This window comes from Lysinibacillus sp. BS3, assembly GCF_039614735.1.
Taxonomy (GTDB): domain Bacteria; phylum Bacillota; class Bacilli; order Bacillales_A; family Planococcaceae; genus Lysinibacillus; species Lysinibacillus capsici.
This window is the reverse complement of record NZ_CP154860.1, coordinates 2,428,311-2,449,600: the sequence shown is the minus strand read 5'-3', so window position 1 is coordinate 2,449,600 and position 21,290 is coordinate 2,428,311. Positions and strand designations below refer to the sequence as shown.

The following is a 21,290-nucleotide window of genomic DNA, read 5'->3' as shown; positions in this document are numbered from 1 at the left end:
TGAAATTCTAATGTTCCTCTTATAGTTCTATCATCTTCACTTGGTAAGCTAAGTTTAGATAAAACAAAGGAGAGATGAACATGAAAAAAATGATCATGATTCCAGCACTAGTAATTACACTGGGAGTGGGTGCAGCGATTGGCTCGACGACTTTATTATCAGGAAATGCCCAAGAAAAAAAGGTCTTATCCATGCAGGAAATTGAGAAGAAAGCTCTAGCGGTAGTGGATGGTACAGTTGCCAATATCGAATTTGACCAAAATCAGTTTAGCTCTATTTATGAAGTAGAGGTGTATACAGATACAGAAGAATATGATTTAAAATTTGATGCTTATAGTGGAAAATTACTCAAGCAGAAAAAGGAACGTCTAGATGACGATGATTGGGATGATCATATTCCTGCTACGACTACTACAACAAAAATAATTACAAAAGAGCAGGCTATCAAGACAGCCCAAACAAAAGCAAAGGGTAAAGTGACAAAAATTAAGCTTGATGATGGTGTATATGAAATTGAACTGAAAGATGGTCAATATGAATACGAAGTAGATGTGGATGCAGTCTCTGGGAACATTATCGACTTTGAACAAGGCTTTGATGACTAATATAATTGAGCTGTCTTAAAGGTAGAATATACCTTTAAGGCAGTTTTTATTGTTTGTATTGTGGGTATTGACTAGGTATTCAGGAAATTTTCTTTAAGAAGCGGTTATTTATATGTTCAAAAAAAGCCTATGCTTTTACTCAAAAAAAGAGAAAAATTTTCTTCTTTACTTTTTCAATTAGCAGGCGTAATATGACATCATTATAAAAGTTTCAAATTTCTAAATCGCTGAAGCAACTAAACGCGGGGGAACCAATTTTGATGGATGGCATAGCCATTCTTGGGGTGAATCTCTTCCTTGTGGAGGAGTAGGGCTACTCAGGCCCGAATCCGACAGCTAACCTCGTAAGCGTTAAGAGCAGAAAAGTGGAGCTTGGCAGACGGATGAGCGTCTACAAGTCTTATTTAGTGATGACTTGTAGGCGTTTTTTGATGTAATTTAGAAAGGCGAAACACATTCTATGAAACTAGAAGGTGTTTATCAATGAAATCCTCATTCAAACGTTATGTAATCGGCAAACCATTAAGATCCGATGCGTTAGGGGAACAAAAGCTCAGTAAAACAAAGGCACTGGCCATATTATCGTCAGATGCATTGTCATCAGTAGCCTATGGACCAGAACAAATTTTAATTGTCCTAATGACGGTAGGTACAATGGCGTTTTGGTATTCTTTACCTATTGCCGCTGGAGTGGTTATTCTACTCGTGGCACTGATTTTATCCTATCGTCAAGTTATCTTCGCCTATCCACATGGGGGAGGCGCCTATGTCGTATCACGAGAAAATTTAGGCGTGAATGCAGGTCTTGTTGCAGGGGGTTCTTTGCTTGTTGATTATATTTTAACGGTAGCAGTAAGTGTGTCGGCCGGGACAGATGCCATTACATCTGCATTTCCAAGTCTTCATGCTTATAATGTACCCATTGCTATTATATTTGTGATTTTCTTAACGATTTTAAACTTGCGAGGTGTAACAGAGTCAGCTTCTATCTTGGCGTACCCAGTTTATCTATTTGTAGGCGTTATGCTGTTGCTAATCGGGATTGGGCTCTATAATGTGGCAACTGGACAGGTGCCTGCAGAGCTACATCCAAAGATTGGCACACCAGTGGCAGGGATTAGCCTATTTATTTTATTAAAGGCATTTGCTTCAGGAAGCTCAGCGTTAACAGGAGTAGAGGCTATTTCTAACGCCATACCTAATTTTAGAAATCCTGCTCCAAATAATGCTGCTAAAACGCTTTTAGCAATGGGTGCCATTTTAGCCGTTTTATTCATCGGGATTGTTAGTCTAGCTTATTTTTATGGCGTTGCACCAACAGCAGAAGCAACAGTCGTTTCCCAACTAGCAGAAGCTAGTGTTGGTCGGAATTTTCTTTATTATATTGTACAGGGCACAACGGCAATGATTTTAGTACTTGCCGCAAACACAGGATATTCAGCATTTCCCTTGCTTGCTGTAAATTTATCGAAGGATGGTTTTATCCCACGAATCTTCCAAATTCGTGGGGACCGTCTTGGCTATTCAAATGGTATTTTAATGCTAGGTATTGCAGCCATTTTTTTAATTATACTTTTTGACGGGGCCACAGAGCATTTAATTCCGCTCTATGCAGTAGGCGTATTTATTCCCTTTACATTAGCGCAAACGGGAATGATGAGAAAATGGTGGCGCGAAAAACCTAAAGGCTGGGTAGCAAGATTTACAATCAATACAATTGGAGCTGCTATCTCTTTCATCGTGGCAATGATGTTTTTTGTGACAAAAATGCCTCAAGTATGGCCAGTGTTTATCTTTTTACCAATTATTATTTTTGTATTCCATCGCATTAAGCAACATTATCAAGCTGTTGGAGAACAGTTAAGATTAAATCATGAGGAACTGGCTACTATTGAGGGGAATGTTTTCATTGTGCCAGTAGCTGGTATAACAAAGGTGGTTGAAAACTCCCTACATTATGCCAAATCACTTAAGGTTAATAAAGTGATAGCCTTTTACGTAGCTTTCGATCAAGCAGATGCAAAAGCTTTTGAAGAGAAGTGGAACGCCTGGCAACCTGATGTACGATTAGTTACCTACTATTCACCATATCGCAGCATTACACAGCCATTAATTAAATTTATTGATAAAGTAGAACATCAATGTACGAAGACAGGTCATAAAGTTACAGTTGTTATCCCTCAATTCTTACCGAAAAAAGGGTGGCATCATATGCTACACAACCAATCGAGTCTTCTCATTCGTACATCACTGTTATTTCACAGAAATGTCGTCATTATGACAGTACCGTTCCATTTATCAAAATAATGCTAGCAAGCTAGAAAATAGTCTGTTATAATCAGTACGTTGATTGAAAACACGAACGTTTACAATTAAAAAGTTCCAGAATACCATTAAATTCCGAAAAATCAAACTTTTTTTGGTGAGAGATAGTAGCCCTTACCGAATAAAGTGATAAATTGGTTATTCTGATAGTTTCATACAAATCCACTCATATAATAGCGAGAATAGGGCTCGCAAGTTTCTACCGATTTACCGTAAATGAATCGACTATGGGTAGCAATGCTTTTAGAGAACTTCAATTTTAATGATGTTTTCTATTCATTTCGACGTTTTTGCGCTGAATGCTTTGCTCCACTCGTAGCAGAATGGAATCAAAGTATTCAGCGTTTTTTTATAATTTTTTACGAAAGAAGGATATGAAAGAAATGAAGTTATTACAAGACAAAATTATGCAAGAGGGTAAAGTATTATCTTCAGCCGTATTAAAAGTTGATTCATTTTTAAACCATCAAATTGATCCGATGCTAATGAAGGAAATTGGTCATGAATTTGCAAATCGTTTTTCTGATCAAGTGATTACAAAGATTTTAACAATAGAATCTTCAGGTATTGCCCCATCCGTGATGTTAGGCTTAGAAATTGGCGCGCCTGTCGTATTTGCTCGTAAACGTAAATCATTAACTCTTTCAGATAACCTTTATTCTTCAAAGGTACATTCATTCACAAAAAATGAAACAAATGAGATCTCTGTCTCACGTAATTTCTTAAGCGAAGATGACAATATTTTAATCGTAGATGATTTCTTAGCTAATGGTGAGGCTGTCAAAGGCTTACTTGATATTGCTGCACAAGCGGGTGCGAATGTTGTAGGAGTTGGAATTGTTATTGAAAAGGGCTTCCAAGATGGCGGAAAACTATTGCGTGAGCAAGGTGTTCGCGTTGAGTCATTAGCAATTGTAGATTCTCTTGAAGATGGCAAAGTAACATTTGCTACGGAGGCTCGCGCGTAATGAATACCTTTAAATCGACTGCGCTAGCTATTCAACATTTACTTGCAATGTATGCTGGAGCCATCTTAGTGCCACTGATTATCGGTGGGGCAATTGGCTTCGATTCAACACAAATGACATATTTAGTAGCAATTGATATTATGATGTGCGGGATCGCTACACTTTTACAGGTTTATTCAGGTAAATTCATTGGTATTGGCTTACCTGTAGTACTTGGCTGTACATTCACAGCGGTAAGTCCAATTATTGCGATTGGTACAAACCCAGAGCAGGGTATTACGGACATTTATGGTTCTATTATTGCTTCTGGTGTAATTGTAATGATAATTGCGGGCTTCTTCGGCAAGCTTGTGAAATTCTTCCCACCAGTCGTAACAGGGTCAGTTGTTTCAATTATCGGTATTTCCTTATTACCAGTAGCATTAAACAATATGGCAGGTGGACAAGGTGCTGAAGATTTTGCCTCTGCTTCTAATGTAGCTTTAGCCTTTATTACATTGGTTATCATTTTAGTCGTTTATCGCTTTTCTACGGGCTTTGTTCGTGCTATTTCAATTTTAATAGGATTAGTAGTAGGTACTGTTTTAGGTGCTTTCATGGACAAGGTGGATTTCACCCCAGTTGCAGATGCTAATGTATTTCACATGGTACAACCTTTCTACTTTGGCATGCCAACATTTGATGTAACGGCGATTATTACCATGACACTTGTAGCAATGGTATCTTTAGTAGAATCATCTGGTGTCTATTTTGCGCTAAGTGATATTTGTAATAAAAAATTAGATTCAAAAGATTTGGCTCGTGGCTACCGTTCAGAAGGTCTAGCTTCAGTAATCGGTGGTATTTTCAATGCCTTCCCATACACAACATTCTCACAAAACGTGGGACTAACTCGTATGTCAGGCGTTAAGGACCGTAAAGTCATTTACATCACAGGTGGTCTACTTGTAGCATTAGGCTTCCTACCAAAAATCGCAGCATTAACAACAATTATTCCAACGTCTGTACTAGGTGCGGCAATGCTTGCGATGTTCGGTATGGTGATTACACAAGGTATGGGAATGCTTGTACCTGTTATGAATGAATCAGCGGAAAACGCAATGATTGCAGCGATTGCAGTAAGTTTAGGTGTCGGTGTATCCGTTGTTCCTGGCATTTTTGATGCACTGCCAACAAGCGTTTCAATCTTAACGTCAAATGGTATTGTTTGTGGTTCAGTCACAGCGATTATCCTAAATATTTTATTCAACATGATTGGGCCTAAGCATAAAAAAGACCCGATGCACGGGGAAGTATAAAAAGATAATTAAATAACATTCATCTAAATATTTTACATATTTTGATGAAAAGAAAGTGATACCTACTTTTATCTATTGATTTAGATTTGAGGAGGTGTCACTTTTTTGTTGTTATGGATTGTATGTTTTAAACTATAGATTATGATTTTAGTTAAAATTTGTTCCGTTAAAATAACTTTAGACTGTCATAAGGAATGTTTAACATTAGACTAAAAGGGAATTTAAAATAGAGTTGTTGAAATCGCATGTAACTCTCTCTTTCAACATATACTTATATAAAACTACTCTCAGAAAGGTCTAGCACAAATGCAAAGTATTGTTTTAATTTTAATCCTACAATTAGTATATGTACCTTTTTTAACATTACGAACAATATTTTTGGTAAAGAATATCACATTCCTTGCAGCGATATTTGGTATGCTGGAGATGTTGGTGTATGTATTTGGCCTTTCACTCGTTTTCAGTGGGAAGCAAAGTATGTTATCTATGGTTGTCTATGCAGTTGGGTTTGGATTAGGTATATTTTTAGGAGCAAAAATAGAACGAAAGCTAGCGATAGGCTATGTTTATACAACCATTAATACTCAAAATAAGAATGAAGAGCTTGTGAAATTTCTTCGCCACGAAGGGTTTGCAGTCACGATTTATATAGGAGAAGGGCGAGATAGTAACCGCTATAAATATGAGATCTTAACGAAGAGGAATCGTGAAGGAGAGCTCTTTCAAATAGTAGAGCAATTTGAGCCGAATGCGTTTATTATCTCGTATGAGCCTAAATCATTTAAGGGCGGCTTTTTACTTGCTCGTATGAAGGCCAAGCAAAAATAATATTCAATATGAGAGGACCTTCGCTAAAAGCGAAGGTCCCTTTTTACATTTTTGTTTCAACCCAGTTTTTGAATAAGTCATAATCTGTATAGACGGTTTCTTTGTAACTCATTGCTTGTAAAATTGTATGTTCTATAAATACATTCCGTTCTTTACCGATTGCTTTTAAAATCTCCTCCTCGCTGTGATAGGTAAAAACATGAGAATAATCGATGTCAGCTCGTGCATGTATTTTAGCGGCAATTTTCCCCATAAGTGATGTTGTTGTAAAGTAATCCTCTACATCCTGATAGTTTTTAGGCTTAATCTTCTTTTTATAAGGAGAACGTTCTCGAATATAAAATTCCTGACCATTCATTGTAATAAAGGCTAAATGTGGATCCTCTAAGTGGTGCATGGCTTTTTGAGTTCCAACTACTCGTGCTCCTTGGTGCTCATAATGAGCCCAAAATAGATCCTGATAGGGAAGAAAGTAGGCAGGAATGGCTGTGCGTACTTCTTTCATTTCTAACACTAAATTTTCAACCCCTGATGCACCCTTTTCATCTTCCACTAAAATATAGTAACGTTTTAAACCGATTGAAGCTGTACCAGAGCCATACTTATAAGCTATGTCCCTAATTTTATATGTAGAAAGTGCATTTGAAATGGCACTGTATTCCTCAGCAGTGACTGGTTGCATTTCTTCATTCCATAAGAAAGCGCGCTCGCCGTCTTCATTGAGATACGTGATATCCTGTAAAAAATGGGATCGTTGGCGTTTCTCAAGCTTTTTCAATAACCTCTTTGCGGGTCCCTTGGTATTGTTCTTTGTGAAAATGAGTGTTAGAGGATCATCCTGTTTACGCTCAAATCGTTTTAGTTGATTGATATAACTATTAAGAAAATGTTGAATAGCCGTTTCTTGTGTTGTCTTATGTAAGCCTTGTTCTTCTAAATAAAGTGCAATACTAATACTCATACGAATAATATCGTATAAATATGAACCGACATAGCCCTCATCGAAATCATTGACATCAAAAACAATGGAGCCAGCTTCATTTTGAAAAGCACCGAAGTTATCCATATGCATGTCACCTTGAATCCAAGTCGGTTTTCTATCAGGAGTATGGAAGATTGAAGCGGATTTTGTCATATCAAAATAAAAGAGATAGGCACTTCCACGGAAAAAGCGAAAAGGACTTTCAAGCATTTTACGGTATTTCTCCAAGCGCTGTACCTCTGTTAAGCGCATTCGTTGACCATCAAACTCTTCAAAGATTGTTTCCAATTGTTCTTGTCTTAAAAAAGTTCTAGTATGTTTAACTTGTTCCAATAATGCATGCTCCATATCATAATCCCCTTTGTTAATTTAAAATTTATCTGTATATACGGAAATAAATTGAATAAGTTTCGAAGAAATTTAGCAAATGCACTCGATAAAAATGGCTAATCATCTAGGGTTATTTCATAACATGTTCAATAACCTATTTTCATACTATAAGACATGCATAGACACGGAGGGGGGTTGTATGTATTTCTTTACAAAAAGTCTAGTCATTATAATAGGAAGTATTTCATTGTCGTTAGGAATAAACTTATTTTTAACGCCCTATGAAATTTTAGATGGGGGAGTAGTAGGGTTAGCGCTAATATTACATTATTTATATAAGCTCCAAATTGGTTTAATGATTATTATTATTAGTATTCCAATTTTTATTATTGCGTGGTTTAAATATAAAACCTATTTTTACAATAGTATACATGGCTTACTAACGTCTTCCTTCATTATCGATTTTTTAAAGCCTGTCCGCAATCTTGTGCAAATTGATGCGCTCTATAGTGCCATTCTTGGAGGAATACTTGTAGGCTTTGGTATTGGTCTAATGCTGCGATTTCAGACAAGCACAGGGGGGACTGACTTGATAGCACAATTTATCTGTGATAAAACGGGTATCAATGTTGGGATATTAATATTTTTTATTGATTCCATCGTGATTGTTATAGGTGGCTTTCTCCTATCAACCTCGACCTTGCTATTATCTATAATTACAGTGCTAGTTGTGGGGATTACGACAAGCATTATTACTAGTCGAGTTTAATAAACATAAAAAAAGTTCCAGTATAAACTGAAACTATTTGGGGGTCTGATTATCGAGTGCTTTCATTAGCTTCTTTTTTGGATGTGCGGGTTTCACTTCGGCAATTAGTATAGCTAGTAAAATAAGGACGGCACCAACGACCATACGGCTTGTTAGCATTTCATGCAAGAAGATAACGGATAAAACCATGCCGAAAAAAGATTCCGTTGATAGTATAATCGCAGCCTTTGTGGCAGTTGTATATTGATTGGCCACATTCTGGAAAAGATAAGCTATTGTCGTAGAAAAAATCCCTAAATAAACAAGCGAGTAAATTGCCTCTTTTTCAAGCGACGTAGGAATTTCACCTTGACTAATGACAACGAGAACACCTATAAAGGATGCTGTGAGAAACTGAATAATAGTTAGAGCAATGGCATCTTCTTTTTGAACAAAAAGGTTTGTACAAAAGATATCAAAGGCAAAAGCAACAGCACAAGCTAATGATAGGGCATCACCTATATTCATTGTCAATGAGCCTTGTAATGATAAAAAGCCAATGCCCACAATTGCCATTATCGAACCAATGATTTCGTAGCCATCGATACGCCGTTTATAAACGGCATATGCTATTAAAGGAACAATAATGACATTAACTGCGGTTAAAAAGGCATTTTTAGAGGGTGTTGTATATTGCAGTCCGACTGTTTGAAGGGCAAACGCTATATACAAAATCGTACCTAATAAAGCTCCCTTCCAAATTACTGATCTCGAAGCCTTTTTTAAGCGGGCGCCAAATAAAACGGTTAATATGATTGAAGCTAATAAAAATCTACCAGCCATTACTTGATATGCTGTTAAATATTCTAGAGCAATGGCCGTTACAACAAATCCACTACCCCACACGATTGCAGTAACTAATAACATGCCATCAGCTATGTAAGTTTTCATGTGTTCTTCCTCCTAACTTCAATAGAATAGCATAAGAGAGAAGAAAAGAATTTGATTTTATTTCTAAATATTCAGGCGTTTTTTTGTACTTATTCCAAAGCGATTAGTCACTGGTCATTTTGCTATGTAATAAGTACAATTTAACGGCTGTAGCTAGGCGTTCATAAAAAACATAATCATTATCTATGGGTGCTACTAGCTGACGTATTTTAGCCATACGATAGCGAATTGTATTTGGATGACAGAATTGTGCTACAGCAACTTCCTTAATATTTCCTTTTTTAATGATATAAGTTATGGCGGTCTCCATTAAGTCTGGATCAGCCTTATCATCAAGTAGAGGGGCTAAAAAGGAGCTAACATAGTCCATAGCGAATGTTGCATCTTTACGGTATAACTCGATTAATAAACAATCAGACGCGAGATTCTTATAATGACAGCTAGGGAGCATATCGATTTCAGTGAAAATATTGGCAAAAAAAGCTTCGCGTAATGCCATTGGGAATCCAGTTTGGGTATCATTACAACTGCTATAGCCGAAAGTGATTGTATCAGTGGGTATGGCATATAATGCTAGCCATTCATGTAAAACCCTTTCAAATTGGAATTGCTGAGATGGATGTGTCATGATGATAAATAGACTTTTTTTATAAGAACAAATCATACCCGATTTTAATAGTGGCTCCAACGAGTAAAAGGGCTGCATCCAGTTCGGATGGATTGTGTCACCAGCTCGTAAATTTGCTATAAATACATATTTTTCAAAGGGCTTATTGAGCTGTTGTAAAATGGATTTGATTTGCTCCTGTGTTACATCTTCCTCCACTAACCTTCGTAAAATCGTTTCTATAAAATAGGAATAATCCTGTGTCTTAGCATAAGCCATCGTTTCTAAAATGATTTTTTCAAAAAACTCATCTCCACCAAAGCGCAATATAGGGAAATTATGCTGCTCTGCATACGACAAAACTTCTTCAGGTAATTCCTTAAAAATAACAGGCTTATAAGCTAAAGCACTAGCCCCAAGCTCAATTAGATTTTTAACAGCATTGAATAAATACTCAGGCTTTTGCTTAGCAAATAATAAACTACTTAACACAACACTGTTTGGTGTAAAGATAGTATCTCTGACATGGTGGATGTCAGGTGAAAATTCAAAGTCTAATATTTCTACATTTTGAACAGCTTTATTTAAGCCGTTGTGACCCGCTATAACAGTGAAGTCTTTGGTAATAGGTAGTTGTAAAAATTTCTCTACATTCATGAGTGGATCATTGCCTTTCCTGTAGTAAGCTTCTAGTTTCTATTATAAAATTACTTGTTCATAAAAAACCATTAGTATGAATGCTAGCAGGTTTCCCCCACAAAAAAATCTGCTCATTCAGTGGTATACCGTGAAGTGAGCAGATTTCTAGTGCTTATCGTTTAGATATTAGCAAAAATATTTGGTTTTCTATTTCTCTGTGGATTTGCTTGCTCAACAGCATAGCCTACATTTAAAATGCGTCCTTCTTTAAAGGCTGGGCCAATAATTTGTAGACCTATTGGTAAGTTTCCTTTAAAGCCACAAGGAACCGAGAGGGCAGGTAAGCCTGTTAAGTTACTAGGGCCTGTAAAGCGGATAATATTATCAATTAAATCTACCTTTTTACCGTTTAACTCTGCAAAATCATCCCCAATTGTACTAGCTACAACAGGTAGGGTAGGGGAAATGAGCACATCTACCTTATTAAAAATCTCTGTAAACTCCTGCTTTATTTGACGACGTACCTGCTGAGCCTGCAAGTAATCGACTGCAGAAGGCAATTCACCAAGCTCAAATAGCAGACGAATATCGTCACCAAAATCTTGTGGTCTCTTTTGTAAATCTGAATGGTGTATAGCTGCTGCCTCTGAAAGAGACGTCACAAGCTCTGCCCATTCTGCATATTGTAGGGAAGGAATACGCACCACTTCTACTTTAGCGCCTGAATCCACTAAGCTTTGAATACTTGCTCTAACAGCCTTCTCTACATCAGCATCAACATTATTAAAGAAATATTCTTCATTGATACCAATCACTAGATCTTTGATATTACCAGTAAGCTGCTTCTCATAGTTGTCTACTGGAACATTCACGCAAGTAGGGTCTCGATGATCAAAACCAGCAATGACTTCGAGCAAGCCCGCTGCATCCTTAACTGTCTTTGTCATCGGACCAATGTGGTCTAAGCTCCATGCTAGCGGGTAGCAGCCGTATTTACTTACACGACCGTGTGTAGGTTTTAAACCTACAATGCCGCAAGCAGAAGAGGGAATTCGAATAGAGCCCGCTGTATCTGTCCCTAGTGAAGCAACACTTGCTCCAGCTGCAACAGCCGCACCAGAGCCTCCACTTGAACCACCAGGAATTTTATCTAAGTCCCATGGGTTACGAACAGGGCCGTAATGAGGGTTGTTATTGGTAATTCCCCATGCATATTCATGCATACTTAATTTCCCAGTGAAAATAACACCAGCATCACGTAGCTTTTCAACCACTGTCGCATCATAATCAGAAACGAAGTCCTTATGAATTTTTGAGGACATCGTTGTTATTTTATCTTTAAAATACAAGTTGTCCTTTAAGGCCATAGGTATCCCATGATACATACCCTTATAATGACCTTGGAGAATCTCCTGTTCAACTTCTTTTGCCCTTGCTAAGGCTTCTTCCCGATAAAAAGCCATATAGGAATTAATTTTAGGCTGACTTTCCTCAGCAAAATCTAAAATAGCTTTCGTTAATTCCACGGGAGATAGCGACTTTGATGCAAGTAAAGGTGCCAACTCTTCAACAGATTTTAAATGTAAATCAGTTGTCAATGTGATCACCTCCAGGAATACTACGTACGGCGATGTCTGCATCATCGATCGCAATACCTTCTAAATTGCTGCGAAGTGACTGCATACCTTCCCAGCGTGTTTTTAATAGTTCAAGGTGTTCAGGTTTCGGTGTAATTCCTTTGTTCTCCAATAATTGTTGAATAGACAAGCTCATTAACAGGATCCTCCCTTGAATAATTTTTATCTAAATAGGTTTCCCTATTAAGACCAATACAGTAAAAACACAAAAAAATATAATAGGTAATATAAACCTATTATTACAATCATACACTAATAACATTTTATATCAAATAAATTATTTGTAATAGTTTTAATATTACGAAATATTAACTAGAAAAGAGTTTTGTTAAAACCTATTGCTGGAACTTGCTCTTTTTACATTCGATTCACAGTCTGTTTACAATCAAAGCGTACAATGAACCATAATAACCAATTGAAGAGGTGCAGGAATGGAGTCTGTAGTGGGACAAAGTATAAAAACAAGTAATATATTTTCTTTTTTTAAATATTTATATGGTCAGCATCAAAGTAGTTCGTTATATATGAAACGTTTAAAGGCATTGAAACAAATTATTCAACATAACGATTTACATACATACTTTCAACCTATTGTAGATTTACAGTCACAGCAAACAATAGGATTTGAAGCCTTAAATCGACCATTACCCTCAACATTATTTACCAGTGTGGACCAGTTTTACGAGTTTGTAGGACAAACAGATTGCGTTTTTTTATTTGAATGTTTTTGTAGAAATCTTTCCTTGAAACGTTTCAAGGAACGTTTACACAAAGACTTGGTGAATAAAAACTTTTTAGTGTTCCTTAATATACATCCGAATGTTTTATTAGATAAAAAATATCACAGTGGCGAAACACTACAATTATTGAAGGAGCTTGGAATCAAACCTCAGCAAGTGGTTTTTGAACTAACTGAGCGAAGTGCAGTAATAGATTTTGTGGAGTTTGAACGTGTATTATCGCATTATCGATCACAGGGCTATCGCATTGCCGTAGATGATGTAGGATCAGGTTATAATAGTTTAAAAACGCTCATCTATTTAAAGCCGGAATTTATTAAGCTAGACCGTTCATTAATTCAATTCATAGACCAAAATAGTGAACAACAGCAGCTCGTCACATTGTTAATGAAATATGCTGAACAAGCCAATACTAAAATCATCGCTGAAGGGATTGAAAGACAAGAAGAGCTTGATTATCTCCATCGTATTGGCATTCATTATGCACAGGGATATGCGATAGGAAAGCCTGCAAAGGAAATATATATGGGGAAAATAAGGGTGGGTGACCATGAAGATAGGGGAAGTCATTGAGAAAGTTCCATGTATTGATGAATTTGTGAAAAACAAAGAAGTAGATGTACTTTTTACAAGTAATCCATCGTTGCGTAGCGTTGTTGTTGTGCGTGATGAAAAACCAATTGGACATATTACACGCACACATTTCTATCAAAAAATCGGTACTCGATATGGCTATCATTTATTAATGGAACGTCAAAATCAGCTGATGATAAAGACAAATCCTTTAATCGTTGATCGTAATGCACCAATCACAGAGGTCAGTACATTAGCTATGGCTAGACCTCCAGAGGATTTATATGATGATGTCATCGTCACGAAAAACAATCTTTATTATGGCATGGTTAGTATTCGAGAGTTATTGTTAAAGCTCGTTGATACACAAGTAGCCATTGCAAGTTTCCTGAATCCATTAAGTAGTCTTCCAGGCAATAAATTAATCGATGAAAAATTAGAAGAAGCATTACAGCTCTCGCAATATAGTTTAATCTATTTTGATTTAGATCACTTTAAATCCTACAATGACACATATGGCTTTAATAAAGGCGATAAAATTTTACGGTATTTAACAGAAATACTAAAAAGACATATCTGCGGCGTAGAGGATTTTTTAGGACATATTGGAGGAGATGATTTTGTAGCCATTCTACCTTATTACGAGGTAGAAAAGATGTGTCAAAAAATTATTGATGACTTTGATGCCAACATACTTAGTTTTTACGAGTTAGAGGATCTAGCATATGTTCAGGTGGCTAATAGATCTGGCGAACTGGAACCTTTAACATGCACATCTTTATCTATTGCCGTTATTACGAATGAATATCAGTATTTTGACTCTGTGGAACAATTATCCAATGCGGTAACACATGTAAAAAAGCAGTGTAAAAAAGTAGCTGGTAGTTGTTACCTCATTAATAAACAACAAAATTATTTTGTTCATTAGCAAACTATGTTAGATTTGTGGAACTGATATGTAAAATATATGAAAATTTAAATAAAATTGATATATTTTGGTTACAGGAGGTTTAGATGGATTCAAGAAGACTGCACATTTGGCAACCCGTCACTTGCTTAGAAAGAGCCCAAATCGTTAATGCCACATTGAATTATACAGATCGAGGGCTCTGCTTAACATTAATAGATCGAAACAATACAGAAGTTGATATTATCTATGATAAGATGTCTCCTATTCACGATTATGTTTGGTCTTTTCGCTATACTGGAGAAATCCCACGATCTGATTTAGTAGACATGGTCACTGAAGCCACGACCCAAGAACAATCTAAAAATTCTTCAGCAGAATGGTTTTATAAAATGAGCAATTCAGATTATATAGAATGGTTTGATCAACTCCCGTGGATTGGAAGCAAAGAAATTCCTACCGTAGAACATCATATCTACTGCTATAATGACGGTGTGTTTGACATCATTAGTGACTACGAACCAAGATTTGTAATTAGAAATAATGCTTAAAAGGCTGCCCCTGCACTGTTAAAAACTAACAGTATAGGGGCAGTTACTCATTTGTCACCAAATGTAGTGGCATTGATTAAACTAGCTATACATTTACAAACATTTTTTATGAGCTTTTCCATGATTAATCCTTTGCCAGAGGATGATTGTTACGCCATTTTTCGGGGTATAATCCTTAGCAAGAAAGCATTTTGTTATAGGAATTTATTAATCTTAATAAAACATACTTGAATTATAGGGATTATGGGTATATAATTCGATTACATTATTATAAAACATCTTAGGAGGCATTCCATTGTCGAATTTACAAATCATTCTTAACGTAGCAGTGTTACTTGTGTTCGTTGGAATTTTATATGTTATGAATAAAAAGCACGTTAAGTTTTCTAATCGTGTTTTTGCCGGTTTAGGCTTAGGGATTGTACTTGGTCTTGGACTTCATTTTATTTATGGTCTCGATTCTGAAGTATTAGCCAAAACAACATCTTGGTACAATATTATCGGTACTGGGTATGTGAAACTGCTCCAAATGGTAGCAATGCCATTAGTATTTATCTCCATTTTAATTGCATTTACTAAAATGAAGATTGGTAAAAATTTCGGAAAAATGGCAGCACTTATTTTAGCCATTTTAATCGGTACAACAGCCGTTTCGGCAGCTGTAGGTATTCTTTCTGCAACAGTCTTTGATTTAGATGCAACACAAATTTTACAAGGTGACGCAGAAACTGCACGTGGTCAATACCTTGAAGAAAAAACAACGGGCTTAGCAGCTCCTGATTTACCAACACAAATTATTGAGTTATTCCCAGCAAATCCGTTCCTTGATTTAACGGGTGCTCGTTCTACTTCAACGATTGCGGTTGTAATTTTCTCAGCATTCCTTGGTTTTGCTTATTTACGTGTGGCACGTAAGGATGAGGGAACAGCAGCTACAATTAAAAAAGGCTTGGATGCCATCTATGCCCTTGTAATGGGTGTTGTAACAATTGTATTACGCTTAACGCCATATGGAATTCTAGCGATTATGGCTCGTACGGTAGCAACATCTGATTTTGGAGCTATCTATAATTTAGGTAAGTTTGTTATTGCTTCTTATGTAGCTCTATTTATTGTTTTAATCGTACACTTATTAATCATTACATTAAGTGGTTTAAATCCATTTACGTATTTGAAAAAATCGGCAGAAACATTATTATTCGCCTTTACATCACGTTCTAGTGCTGGTACTTTACCGATGAATATTAAAACGCAAACAGGTCGTCTTGGAGTATCTGAGGGGATTGCAAACTTCTCAGGCTCATTCGGATTATCAATCGGTCAAAATGGTTGTGCAGGTGTATATCCTGCGATGTTAGCCATTATGATTGCACCAACAGTCGGCATTAATCCACTTGACCCTGTGTTCATTATTACAGTTATTGCAGTAGTAGCAGTTAGCTCATTTGGCGTAGCTGGTGTTGGTGGTGGTGCAACATTTGCAGCTATCCTTGTATTATCAGCACTTGATTTACCAATTGCTCTAGCAGGTGTATTAATCTCTGTTGAGCCTTTAATTGATATGGGTCGTACAGCGTTAAATGTAAGTGGTTCAATGACTGCTGGTGTTACAACAGCGCGTATTACTAAAGAATTAGATACAGAAATGTATAATAATAAAGAATTAGGTGCTCAAGTAGCAGACCTATAAGATCAAAAAAGCCCCGTTAAAGTTTTAACTTTAACGGGGCTTCAGCTTTATACGATTTTTACATAAAAATCTTTACCGTTGATTAATTCGGATATCTCAATATTATAATTTTGTTTATAGTACTCATAAATATTGTAGGCTAAACCGGAGTGTCCATTCAAATAGGTTCCCTTTTTAAACTCTTTACGTGGATTATGGAAATCAAAATATAAGCGTGAATCATGACTCATTGTATTTAAAATAGCAAGAAATTCTTGTTCTTCAATATGAATTCCCCGTGTATACCGACATTCTCTACGATACGTATCATGTGACACATTTACGGGAGAAGCTTCAAGAATCATTTCAATATGTTTATTCAAATGATGACAGCTCCTTTCAAATTATAGGTAATAACCATAAGAACAATCAGCTTTTATTACTTCTAGTATATAATTGTCAGAAAATTATATCAATATTTTTCTACCAGTTTTGCTGTTGAATTTCTTCAGCTATTAATTGTAAGTCATAGGCAGTTACTGTTAAAAGATTATAATCATGGGACTCCATATATTTTTCTGCAAGCCGTTTGATATATTTGGGTGAACCCTCATTTTCTTCATCATAAATTAATAAAAGTCCATCTGTATTTTGGATAATAAATTTGTCCTTCTCAATAAATTGCCAAGGAGCTTCATACGGTTTTTTGGTCACGCTTGTGACAAAATCAGCTTGGGCAATTAATGCTTGATACTTTTCTTTTTTATGATCTTGCCAATTTTTCTCTTGCTCTAAAAAAGGTGTGATCACGGCGTATTTTAAAAGTGGGAATTCTTTTTTTAACATTAAAACAACTTCAGCACTCCAAGTTTCTACGCCCTGCTGACCGCTGATAATAACCCATTCGAGTCCTTCATCAAGCAGTGTACGTAGATGAGCTTCCAGTGCTTTCTTTATGATGACAATACCAGGATGTTTGTCATTAAAGATACCAAGCTCATGTGGTTTATAGCCAGTAATCATAATACGATGTAACAACAAAATACCCCCTAGGCTGTATAGTTGTAATACTAGTATACAGCAAGGAGGCAAATGAAATCGATATTGTCTATGAAAAGGCAAATAGTGTTAAAATTACTGCTACAGCTGCACAAATGCCTAAAAACCACCATGAGTCTGTAAAGTCTTCTTTTGTGTCACTATTCATAAAAAATATTCCTTTCTAATTTGCTTGTTTGAGGGGTTTTATTTTACTTGACCAGTCCAAGACCAATTTGTCCATATTCGTAAAATTGTTTCAAATGGACCACGTTTAAATTTCTTTAAATAGGCAAGGCTGAAAACACATTGCAGGCTATAAACAACGATTCCGAAAAGGATTCCGCCAAAGACCCCTAATTTGCCATATAGGCCAAGGCCATAGCCATAAAAAACAGTTGTACAAATGATGGTTTGTAGTAAATAATTGGTTAGTGATAGTTTGCCAACGCTCTCAAATGCAGGAGCCAGTAGTTGAACTGGACGGGTGTTATAAATGTATGCTGCGAGGCAAACATAGCCAATCGCTAATAACTGGGAGCCGCCCATTAATAAAATAGAAGAAAATGCACTTTTACTTTCTATAAAACTTACACTTTTACATACGAGTCCTATAGGTACAAGGAGAGCACCAAACTTATACCATTTCATTTCCTTATTCATCTCTACGAAGGCTTGCTTCTTAGCAAGTGCCATCCCAAACAGGAATAGTGGTGCGTAGAACATAGGTGCAAAAATTAATATAATGAAAATAAATGAAGAATCATCCATTCCTGGTACTTCGGCATTAGCTCTAAAATCAAAAATTTCTAAGTAGCTACCGTTAGCGTAAACATCATCCGCTTGCTCGATGTATGTGTCTATCTCTTTTTGTTCTTTTTTAGACGTTTCCATAGAGCCGTATGTTAACGCCGTAGTTAGTACAAATAGGATACCAGCCCAAATAAATAAAGTTTTTGGTTTACGATTAATAAATGGGATTAAAAATAACATCATACAGCCATAAGAAAATAGAATATCGCCTTCCCACAATAAAATAGAATGTAATAAGCCAAGGGCAATTAATCCTGTTGCACGCCGTAAAATAGACCAACGGCTTTTATTCTTTTTTCTGCGGATGGATTCAATTAATTTAATAAGTGAGAAGCCGAATAAAATAGTGAAGATGGGCATAAACGAGCCTTCAATCACAACTTTTACAAAATATAAAGCCCCGTTATCTAAGGTAGAAAGATTTTTTAATTCATCTTTGCCATACATCCCGAATTGGAAGATTAGCAAATTTGCCATTAAGATGCCAAATAAACTAAATCCACGCATTGTATCAATGAAAGTAACACGATTAGTTGTCATTGCGTTTTATCTCCTTAATTGGTTATCTTATACATATAATAAATAGGGAAGCTTATGGTGAAATAATGACTACCTTAAAGTAATCTTAAAAGTAGGTGAGGAAATGCAGGAAGCATCAATTTTAGTGTTAGAGGATGAACGTGCCATTGCTGAAATGATTGAAATCATTTTAAGAAAAGAAGGAATTAACAATATTACCTTATGTAATACAATTGAAGAAGCAAAAGATGAAATGAATACTAAAACATTTGATTTTTATCTATTAGATATCATGCTACCAGATGGAAGTGGGCTGGATATTGCGAATAGTATTCGAGAAAAAAGTGATGCCCCTATTTTTTATTTAACCGCAAAAAGTAGTGATGCAGATAAGCTTCGTGGTTTTATGAATGGTGCAGATGATTATATTACAAAACCATTTAACCCCTTAGAACTTGTAGCACGAGTAAAGGTGCAGCTAGTCCGTTATATGAAGAAAAAAGGTGTACCAGAAAATCACATATTTACTTGCAGCCGTTTTACATTTGACATTGATGCAGCAGAAATTGAGGTAGACGGTGTAAAGGAAATAATCAGTGGTCGCTTGTTTCATTTATTAAAATATTTATGTGACAATGCAGGGCAAGTGTTATCAAAAGAGCAAATATACGAACGTGTATGGGGTGATTGTTTATTTGATGATAATACAGTGATGGTACATATAAGAAAGCTGCGAGAAAAAATAGAAAAAAATCCTGGAAAGCCAACATGCATTATTACTGTCAGAGGCATTGGCTATAAGCTTGTTGGGGACATTTCTTCATGAAGCCTGCTGGAAAATTAACACTCCGCTTTGTTTCGTATTTCATCATATTCTATCTATTGATCATTTCAGGTTTTATTATGAGTTTGGTGTTTTTTGCTATTTTTATCAATGACCGTGTTGGTGACAACATTCATGTGATGAGCTCCTTTGAAATCGAAGATGATGCAGTTGTAGAGCAAGGGAAGACAGTTAAAATTGCTGATTATTTAGTGAAGAGAGCTGAAGAAAATGTTGGACAGCTTTATTTATTTGATCCAACCATGACGATTGTTGATTATACAGGAGATACATGTGGTCTATGTGGAAAGTCAGATAGTGAAATATTGGCATTGCAGCAACCAGGCATGCATACATGGGAATTGCCGAATTACTACTTATTATTTCTTCCAACTACTCCTGTGCAACCACTTTTTGAGGATGCGCTTGAAAACTGGACAGCGACAGGGGACATTTCAGCTGTAACACGGCAACGTCTAAAAGAAAATAAAGCTAGTGTTGAAATTTATGACGAGCAATGGAATCGAATTGAGGTCATAGGCGAACGTTATGAGAAGCTAAATAAGCCACAATTACTAGAGGAAAAATACGATATTTTCGAGCATGCGGAGCTGAAGCAAAGTACAGCCTTAGCCAACGATAAGACATTTGTTGTAAGAATGCCTAATCCATCGTATAAGCCATTTGAAGAGCCTTTTAATAAGGCAATGGTACTGTTTGTTTCTATCTTCTTTGGGGGACATATTATTTTGCTGTTGGGCGTTATTTTCTTATCTATTAGTATTTCACGTCAATTCGTGCGACCACTTGTCTATGTGATATCGCGCATTGAGCGACTTACCCAATTCGATTACAGTGAGATTAGTGACAAAAAAATCCATCATAAAAAGACAGGTAAGTTGAAAAGAAAATTTAAACTGTTTCAACCAGTAGAAGAGTCACTCAATCACTTATCAGAGCGACTTGATTCAAATGAAAGGCAAATCAAGCATGCAGAGCAATTACGGGAGGAGTGGATAACAGGTTTATCGCATGATTTAAAGACCCCGTTAAGCTCAATTTACGGTTATTCAACGATGCTGGCATCGGAGGATTATGAGTGGACAAAGGATGAGATGCGTATTTTTGCACAGACCATGCAGGAAAAGGCAACCTATATGGATGCACTTATTCAGGATTTGACGTATACGTATCAATTAAAAAATAAAGCCATACAGCTAGAGAAAGTGGTACTGCCGCTAGCAACATGGCTACCACAATTTGCAGACGAACAGGTGTGTGTGAAGGTGTATGGTGATGTGTTGTTACAAGCGGATGAGCTTTTACTCAAGCGAATAATGGATAATTTAATCACCAATGCGAAAAAATATACTCCTGAAGGCACGAAGGTAATTGTGGAAGCACAACATACTGGTAAAGAAGTAATGCTTACCATTGCTGATCAAGGACCCGGTATTCCACAGGAGGAGCTCGATAATCTATTCGAACGCTATTATCGAGGTACGAATACAACAGACGATATAACAGGAACAGGGCTAGGGCTAGCCATAACGAAGCAGCTCATTGATTTACACAATGGCACAATTAGTGTCCGTTCAGGTCAGGATGGGACAATCTTTGTGCTAAAATTTCAATGTCATTAAGTTGAATCTCTGAGCTTTCTTAAGACTGTACAAAGGTCTGTCATAGAACTTAATTTCATTCAACAGAGTAAAGAGGTATCAAAGTGTTCATTTGAT

Annotated in this window: 20 protein-coding genes and 2 riboswitches; of the genes, 12 read left to right on the top strand and 8 right to left on the bottom strand. The window is 36.4% G+C overall.

What is annotated here, in order from left to right:
- Positions 1-80: 80 nt before the first annotated feature.
- The 5 genes from AAJG31_RS12070 (at position 81) to AAJG31_RS12050 (ending at position 6,024) form a co-directional block, all read left to right on the top strand.
- On the top strand, positions 81-605 hold the full coding sequence (locus AAJG31_RS12070; RefSeq protein ID WP_103117319.1) for a PepSY domain-containing protein: 525 nt from the start codon (positions 81-83) through the stop codon (positions 603-605).
- A gap of 215 nt (positions 606-820) precedes the next feature.
- Positions 821-970: riboswitch (cyclic di-AMP (ydaO/yuaA leader) on the top strand.
- Positions 971-1,088: 118 nt separating this feature from the next.
- Positions 1,089-2,912 carry an APC family permease gene (locus AAJG31_RS12065; RefSeq protein WP_279493701.1) on the top strand — a complete coding sequence of 608 codons (1,824 nt, stop codon included), beginning with the start codon at positions 1,089-1,091 and terminating at the stop codon, positions 2,910-2,912.
- A gap of 164 nt (positions 2,913-3,076) precedes the next feature.
- A riboswitch (purine riboswitch) is annotated at positions 3,077-3,178 on the top strand.
- Positions 3,179-3,313: 135 nt separating this feature from the next.
- On the top strand, positions 3,314-3,898 hold the full coding sequence (locus AAJG31_RS12060) for a xanthine phosphoribosyltransferase (RefSeq protein WP_279493703.1): 585 nt from the start codon (positions 3,314-3,316) through the stop codon (positions 3,896-3,898).
- Positions 3,898-5,196, top strand: a complete 1,299-nt coding sequence (locus AAJG31_RS12055; RefSeq protein ID WP_036075370.1) for a nucleobase:cation symporter-2 family protein — start codon at positions 3,898-3,900, stop codon at positions 5,194-5,196. Before AAJG31_RS12060 ends, AAJG31_RS12055 begins: the two co-directional genes overlap by 1 nt.
- A gap of 306 nt (positions 5,197-5,502) precedes the next feature.
- Entirely contained in the window at positions 5,503-6,024 is a 522-nt protein-coding gene (locus AAJG31_RS12050) for a DUF2179 domain-containing protein (RefSeq protein WP_048391915.1), read from the top strand.
- A 43-nt stretch (positions 6,025-6,067) separates the two neighbouring features.
- On the opposite strand, the gene AAJG31_RS12045 is transcribed toward AAJG31_RS12050, so the two are convergent.
- Positions 6,068-7,354 carry a DUF2252 family protein gene (locus AAJG31_RS12045; protein WP_279493704.1) on the bottom strand — a complete coding sequence of 429 codons (1,287 nt, stop codon included), beginning with the start codon at positions 7,352-7,354 and terminating at the stop codon, positions 6,068-6,070.
- 181 nt (positions 7,355-7,535) lie between these two features.
- Here AAJG31_RS12045 and AAJG31_RS12040 point away from each other — a divergent pair, with 181 nt between their 5' ends.
- Positions 7,536-8,105 (top strand): YitT family protein, encoded by a 570-nt coding sequence (locus tag AAJG31_RS12040; RefSeq protein ID WP_048391911.1) that lies wholly within the window; start codon positions 7,536-7,538, stop codon positions 8,103-8,105.
- 33 nt (positions 8,106-8,138) lie between these two features.
- On the opposite strand, the gene AAJG31_RS12035 is transcribed toward AAJG31_RS12040, so the two are convergent.
- The 4 genes from AAJG31_RS12035 to AAJG31_RS12020 all read right to left on the bottom strand — a co-directional run bounded on the left by AAJG31_RS12035 (position 8,139) and on the right by AAJG31_RS12020 (position 12,054).
- The gene (locus tag AAJG31_RS12035; RefSeq protein WP_066038376.1) at positions 8,139-9,035 is read right to left on the bottom strand and encodes a DMT family transporter; all 897 of its coding nucleotides are present in this window, start codon (positions 9,033-9,035) and stop codon (positions 8,139-8,141) included.
- 103 nt (positions 9,036-9,138) lie between these two features.
- Entirely contained in the window at positions 9,139-10,299 is a 1,161-nt protein-coding gene (locus AAJG31_RS12030) for a PucR family transcriptional regulator (protein ID WP_279493708.1), read from the bottom strand.
- A 161-nt stretch (positions 10,300-10,460) separates the two neighbouring features.
- On the bottom strand, positions 10,461-11,879 hold the full coding sequence (locus tag AAJG31_RS12025) for an amidase (RefSeq protein WP_279493709.1): 1,419 nt from the start codon (positions 11,877-11,879) through the stop codon (positions 10,461-10,463).
- Positions 11,869-12,054, bottom strand: a complete 186-nt coding sequence (locus AAJG31_RS12020; protein ID WP_009373346.1) for a hypothetical protein — start codon at positions 12,052-12,054, stop codon at positions 11,869-11,871. The genes AAJG31_RS12025 and AAJG31_RS12020 overlap by 11 nt, the downstream gene beginning before the upstream one ends.
- Positions 12,055-12,349: 295 nt before the next feature.
- On the opposite strand from AAJG31_RS12020, the gene AAJG31_RS12015 reads away from it, so the two are divergent.
- The 4 genes from AAJG31_RS12015 (at position 12,350) to AAJG31_RS12000 (ending at position 16,379) form a co-directional block, all read left to right on the top strand.
- Positions 12,350-13,231 carry an EAL domain-containing protein gene (locus AAJG31_RS12015; RefSeq protein ID WP_279493710.1) on the top strand — a complete coding sequence of 294 codons (882 nt, stop codon included), beginning with the start codon at positions 12,350-12,352 and terminating at the stop codon, positions 13,229-13,231.
- Positions 13,209-14,159 (top strand): GGDEF domain-containing protein, encoded by a 951-nt coding sequence (locus AAJG31_RS12010; protein ID WP_279493711.1) that lies wholly within the window; start codon positions 13,209-13,211, stop codon positions 14,157-14,159. The genes AAJG31_RS12015 and AAJG31_RS12010 overlap by 23 nt, the downstream gene beginning before the upstream one ends.
- A gap of 86 nt (positions 14,160-14,245) precedes the next feature.
- Entirely contained in the window at positions 14,246-14,689 is a 444-nt protein-coding gene (locus tag AAJG31_RS12005; RefSeq protein WP_279493713.1) for a hypothetical protein, read from the top strand.
- Between the two features lie 295 nt (positions 14,690-14,984).
- Positions 14,985-16,379, top strand: coding sequence for an L-cystine transporter (locus AAJG31_RS12000; RefSeq protein ID WP_004227708.1), 1,395 nt, complete (start codon positions 14,985-14,987; stop codon positions 16,377-16,379).
- Positions 16,380-16,426: 47 nt separating this feature from the next.
- Here AAJG31_RS12000 and AAJG31_RS11995 read toward each other — a convergent pair whose 3' ends face one another.
- From AAJG31_RS11995 to AAJG31_RS11985, 3 genes are all read right to left on the bottom strand, one after another.
- On the bottom strand, positions 16,427-16,741 hold the full coding sequence (locus tag AAJG31_RS11995; protein ID WP_103117323.1) for a hypothetical protein: 315 nt from the start codon (positions 16,739-16,741) through the stop codon (positions 16,427-16,429).
- Positions 16,742-16,841: 100 nt separating this feature from the next.
- Positions 16,842-17,396, bottom strand: coding sequence for a DUF1273 domain-containing protein (locus AAJG31_RS11990; protein ID WP_066038383.1), 555 nt, complete (start codon positions 17,394-17,396; stop codon positions 16,842-16,844).
- Positions 17,397-17,603: 207 nt separating this feature from the next.
- Positions 17,604-18,749 carry a DUF418 domain-containing protein gene (locus AAJG31_RS11985; protein ID WP_279493716.1) on the bottom strand — a complete coding sequence of 382 codons (1,146 nt, stop codon included), beginning with the start codon at positions 18,747-18,749 and terminating at the stop codon, positions 17,604-17,606.
- A 103-nt stretch (positions 18,750-18,852) separates the two neighbouring features.
- On the opposite strand from AAJG31_RS11985, the gene AAJG31_RS11980 reads away from it, so the two are divergent.
- A complete protein-coding gene (locus AAJG31_RS11980; RefSeq protein ID WP_048391893.1) occupies positions 18,853-19,554 on the top strand; it encodes a response regulator transcription factor in 702 nt (233 codons plus the stop codon).
- Positions 19,551-21,194, top strand: coding sequence for a HAMP domain-containing sensor histidine kinase (locus AAJG31_RS11975; protein ID WP_279493717.1), 1,644 nt, complete (start codon positions 19,551-19,553; stop codon positions 21,192-21,194). Before AAJG31_RS11980 ends, AAJG31_RS11975 begins: the two co-directional genes overlap by 4 nt.
- Positions 21,195-21,290 lie beyond the last annotated feature (96 nt).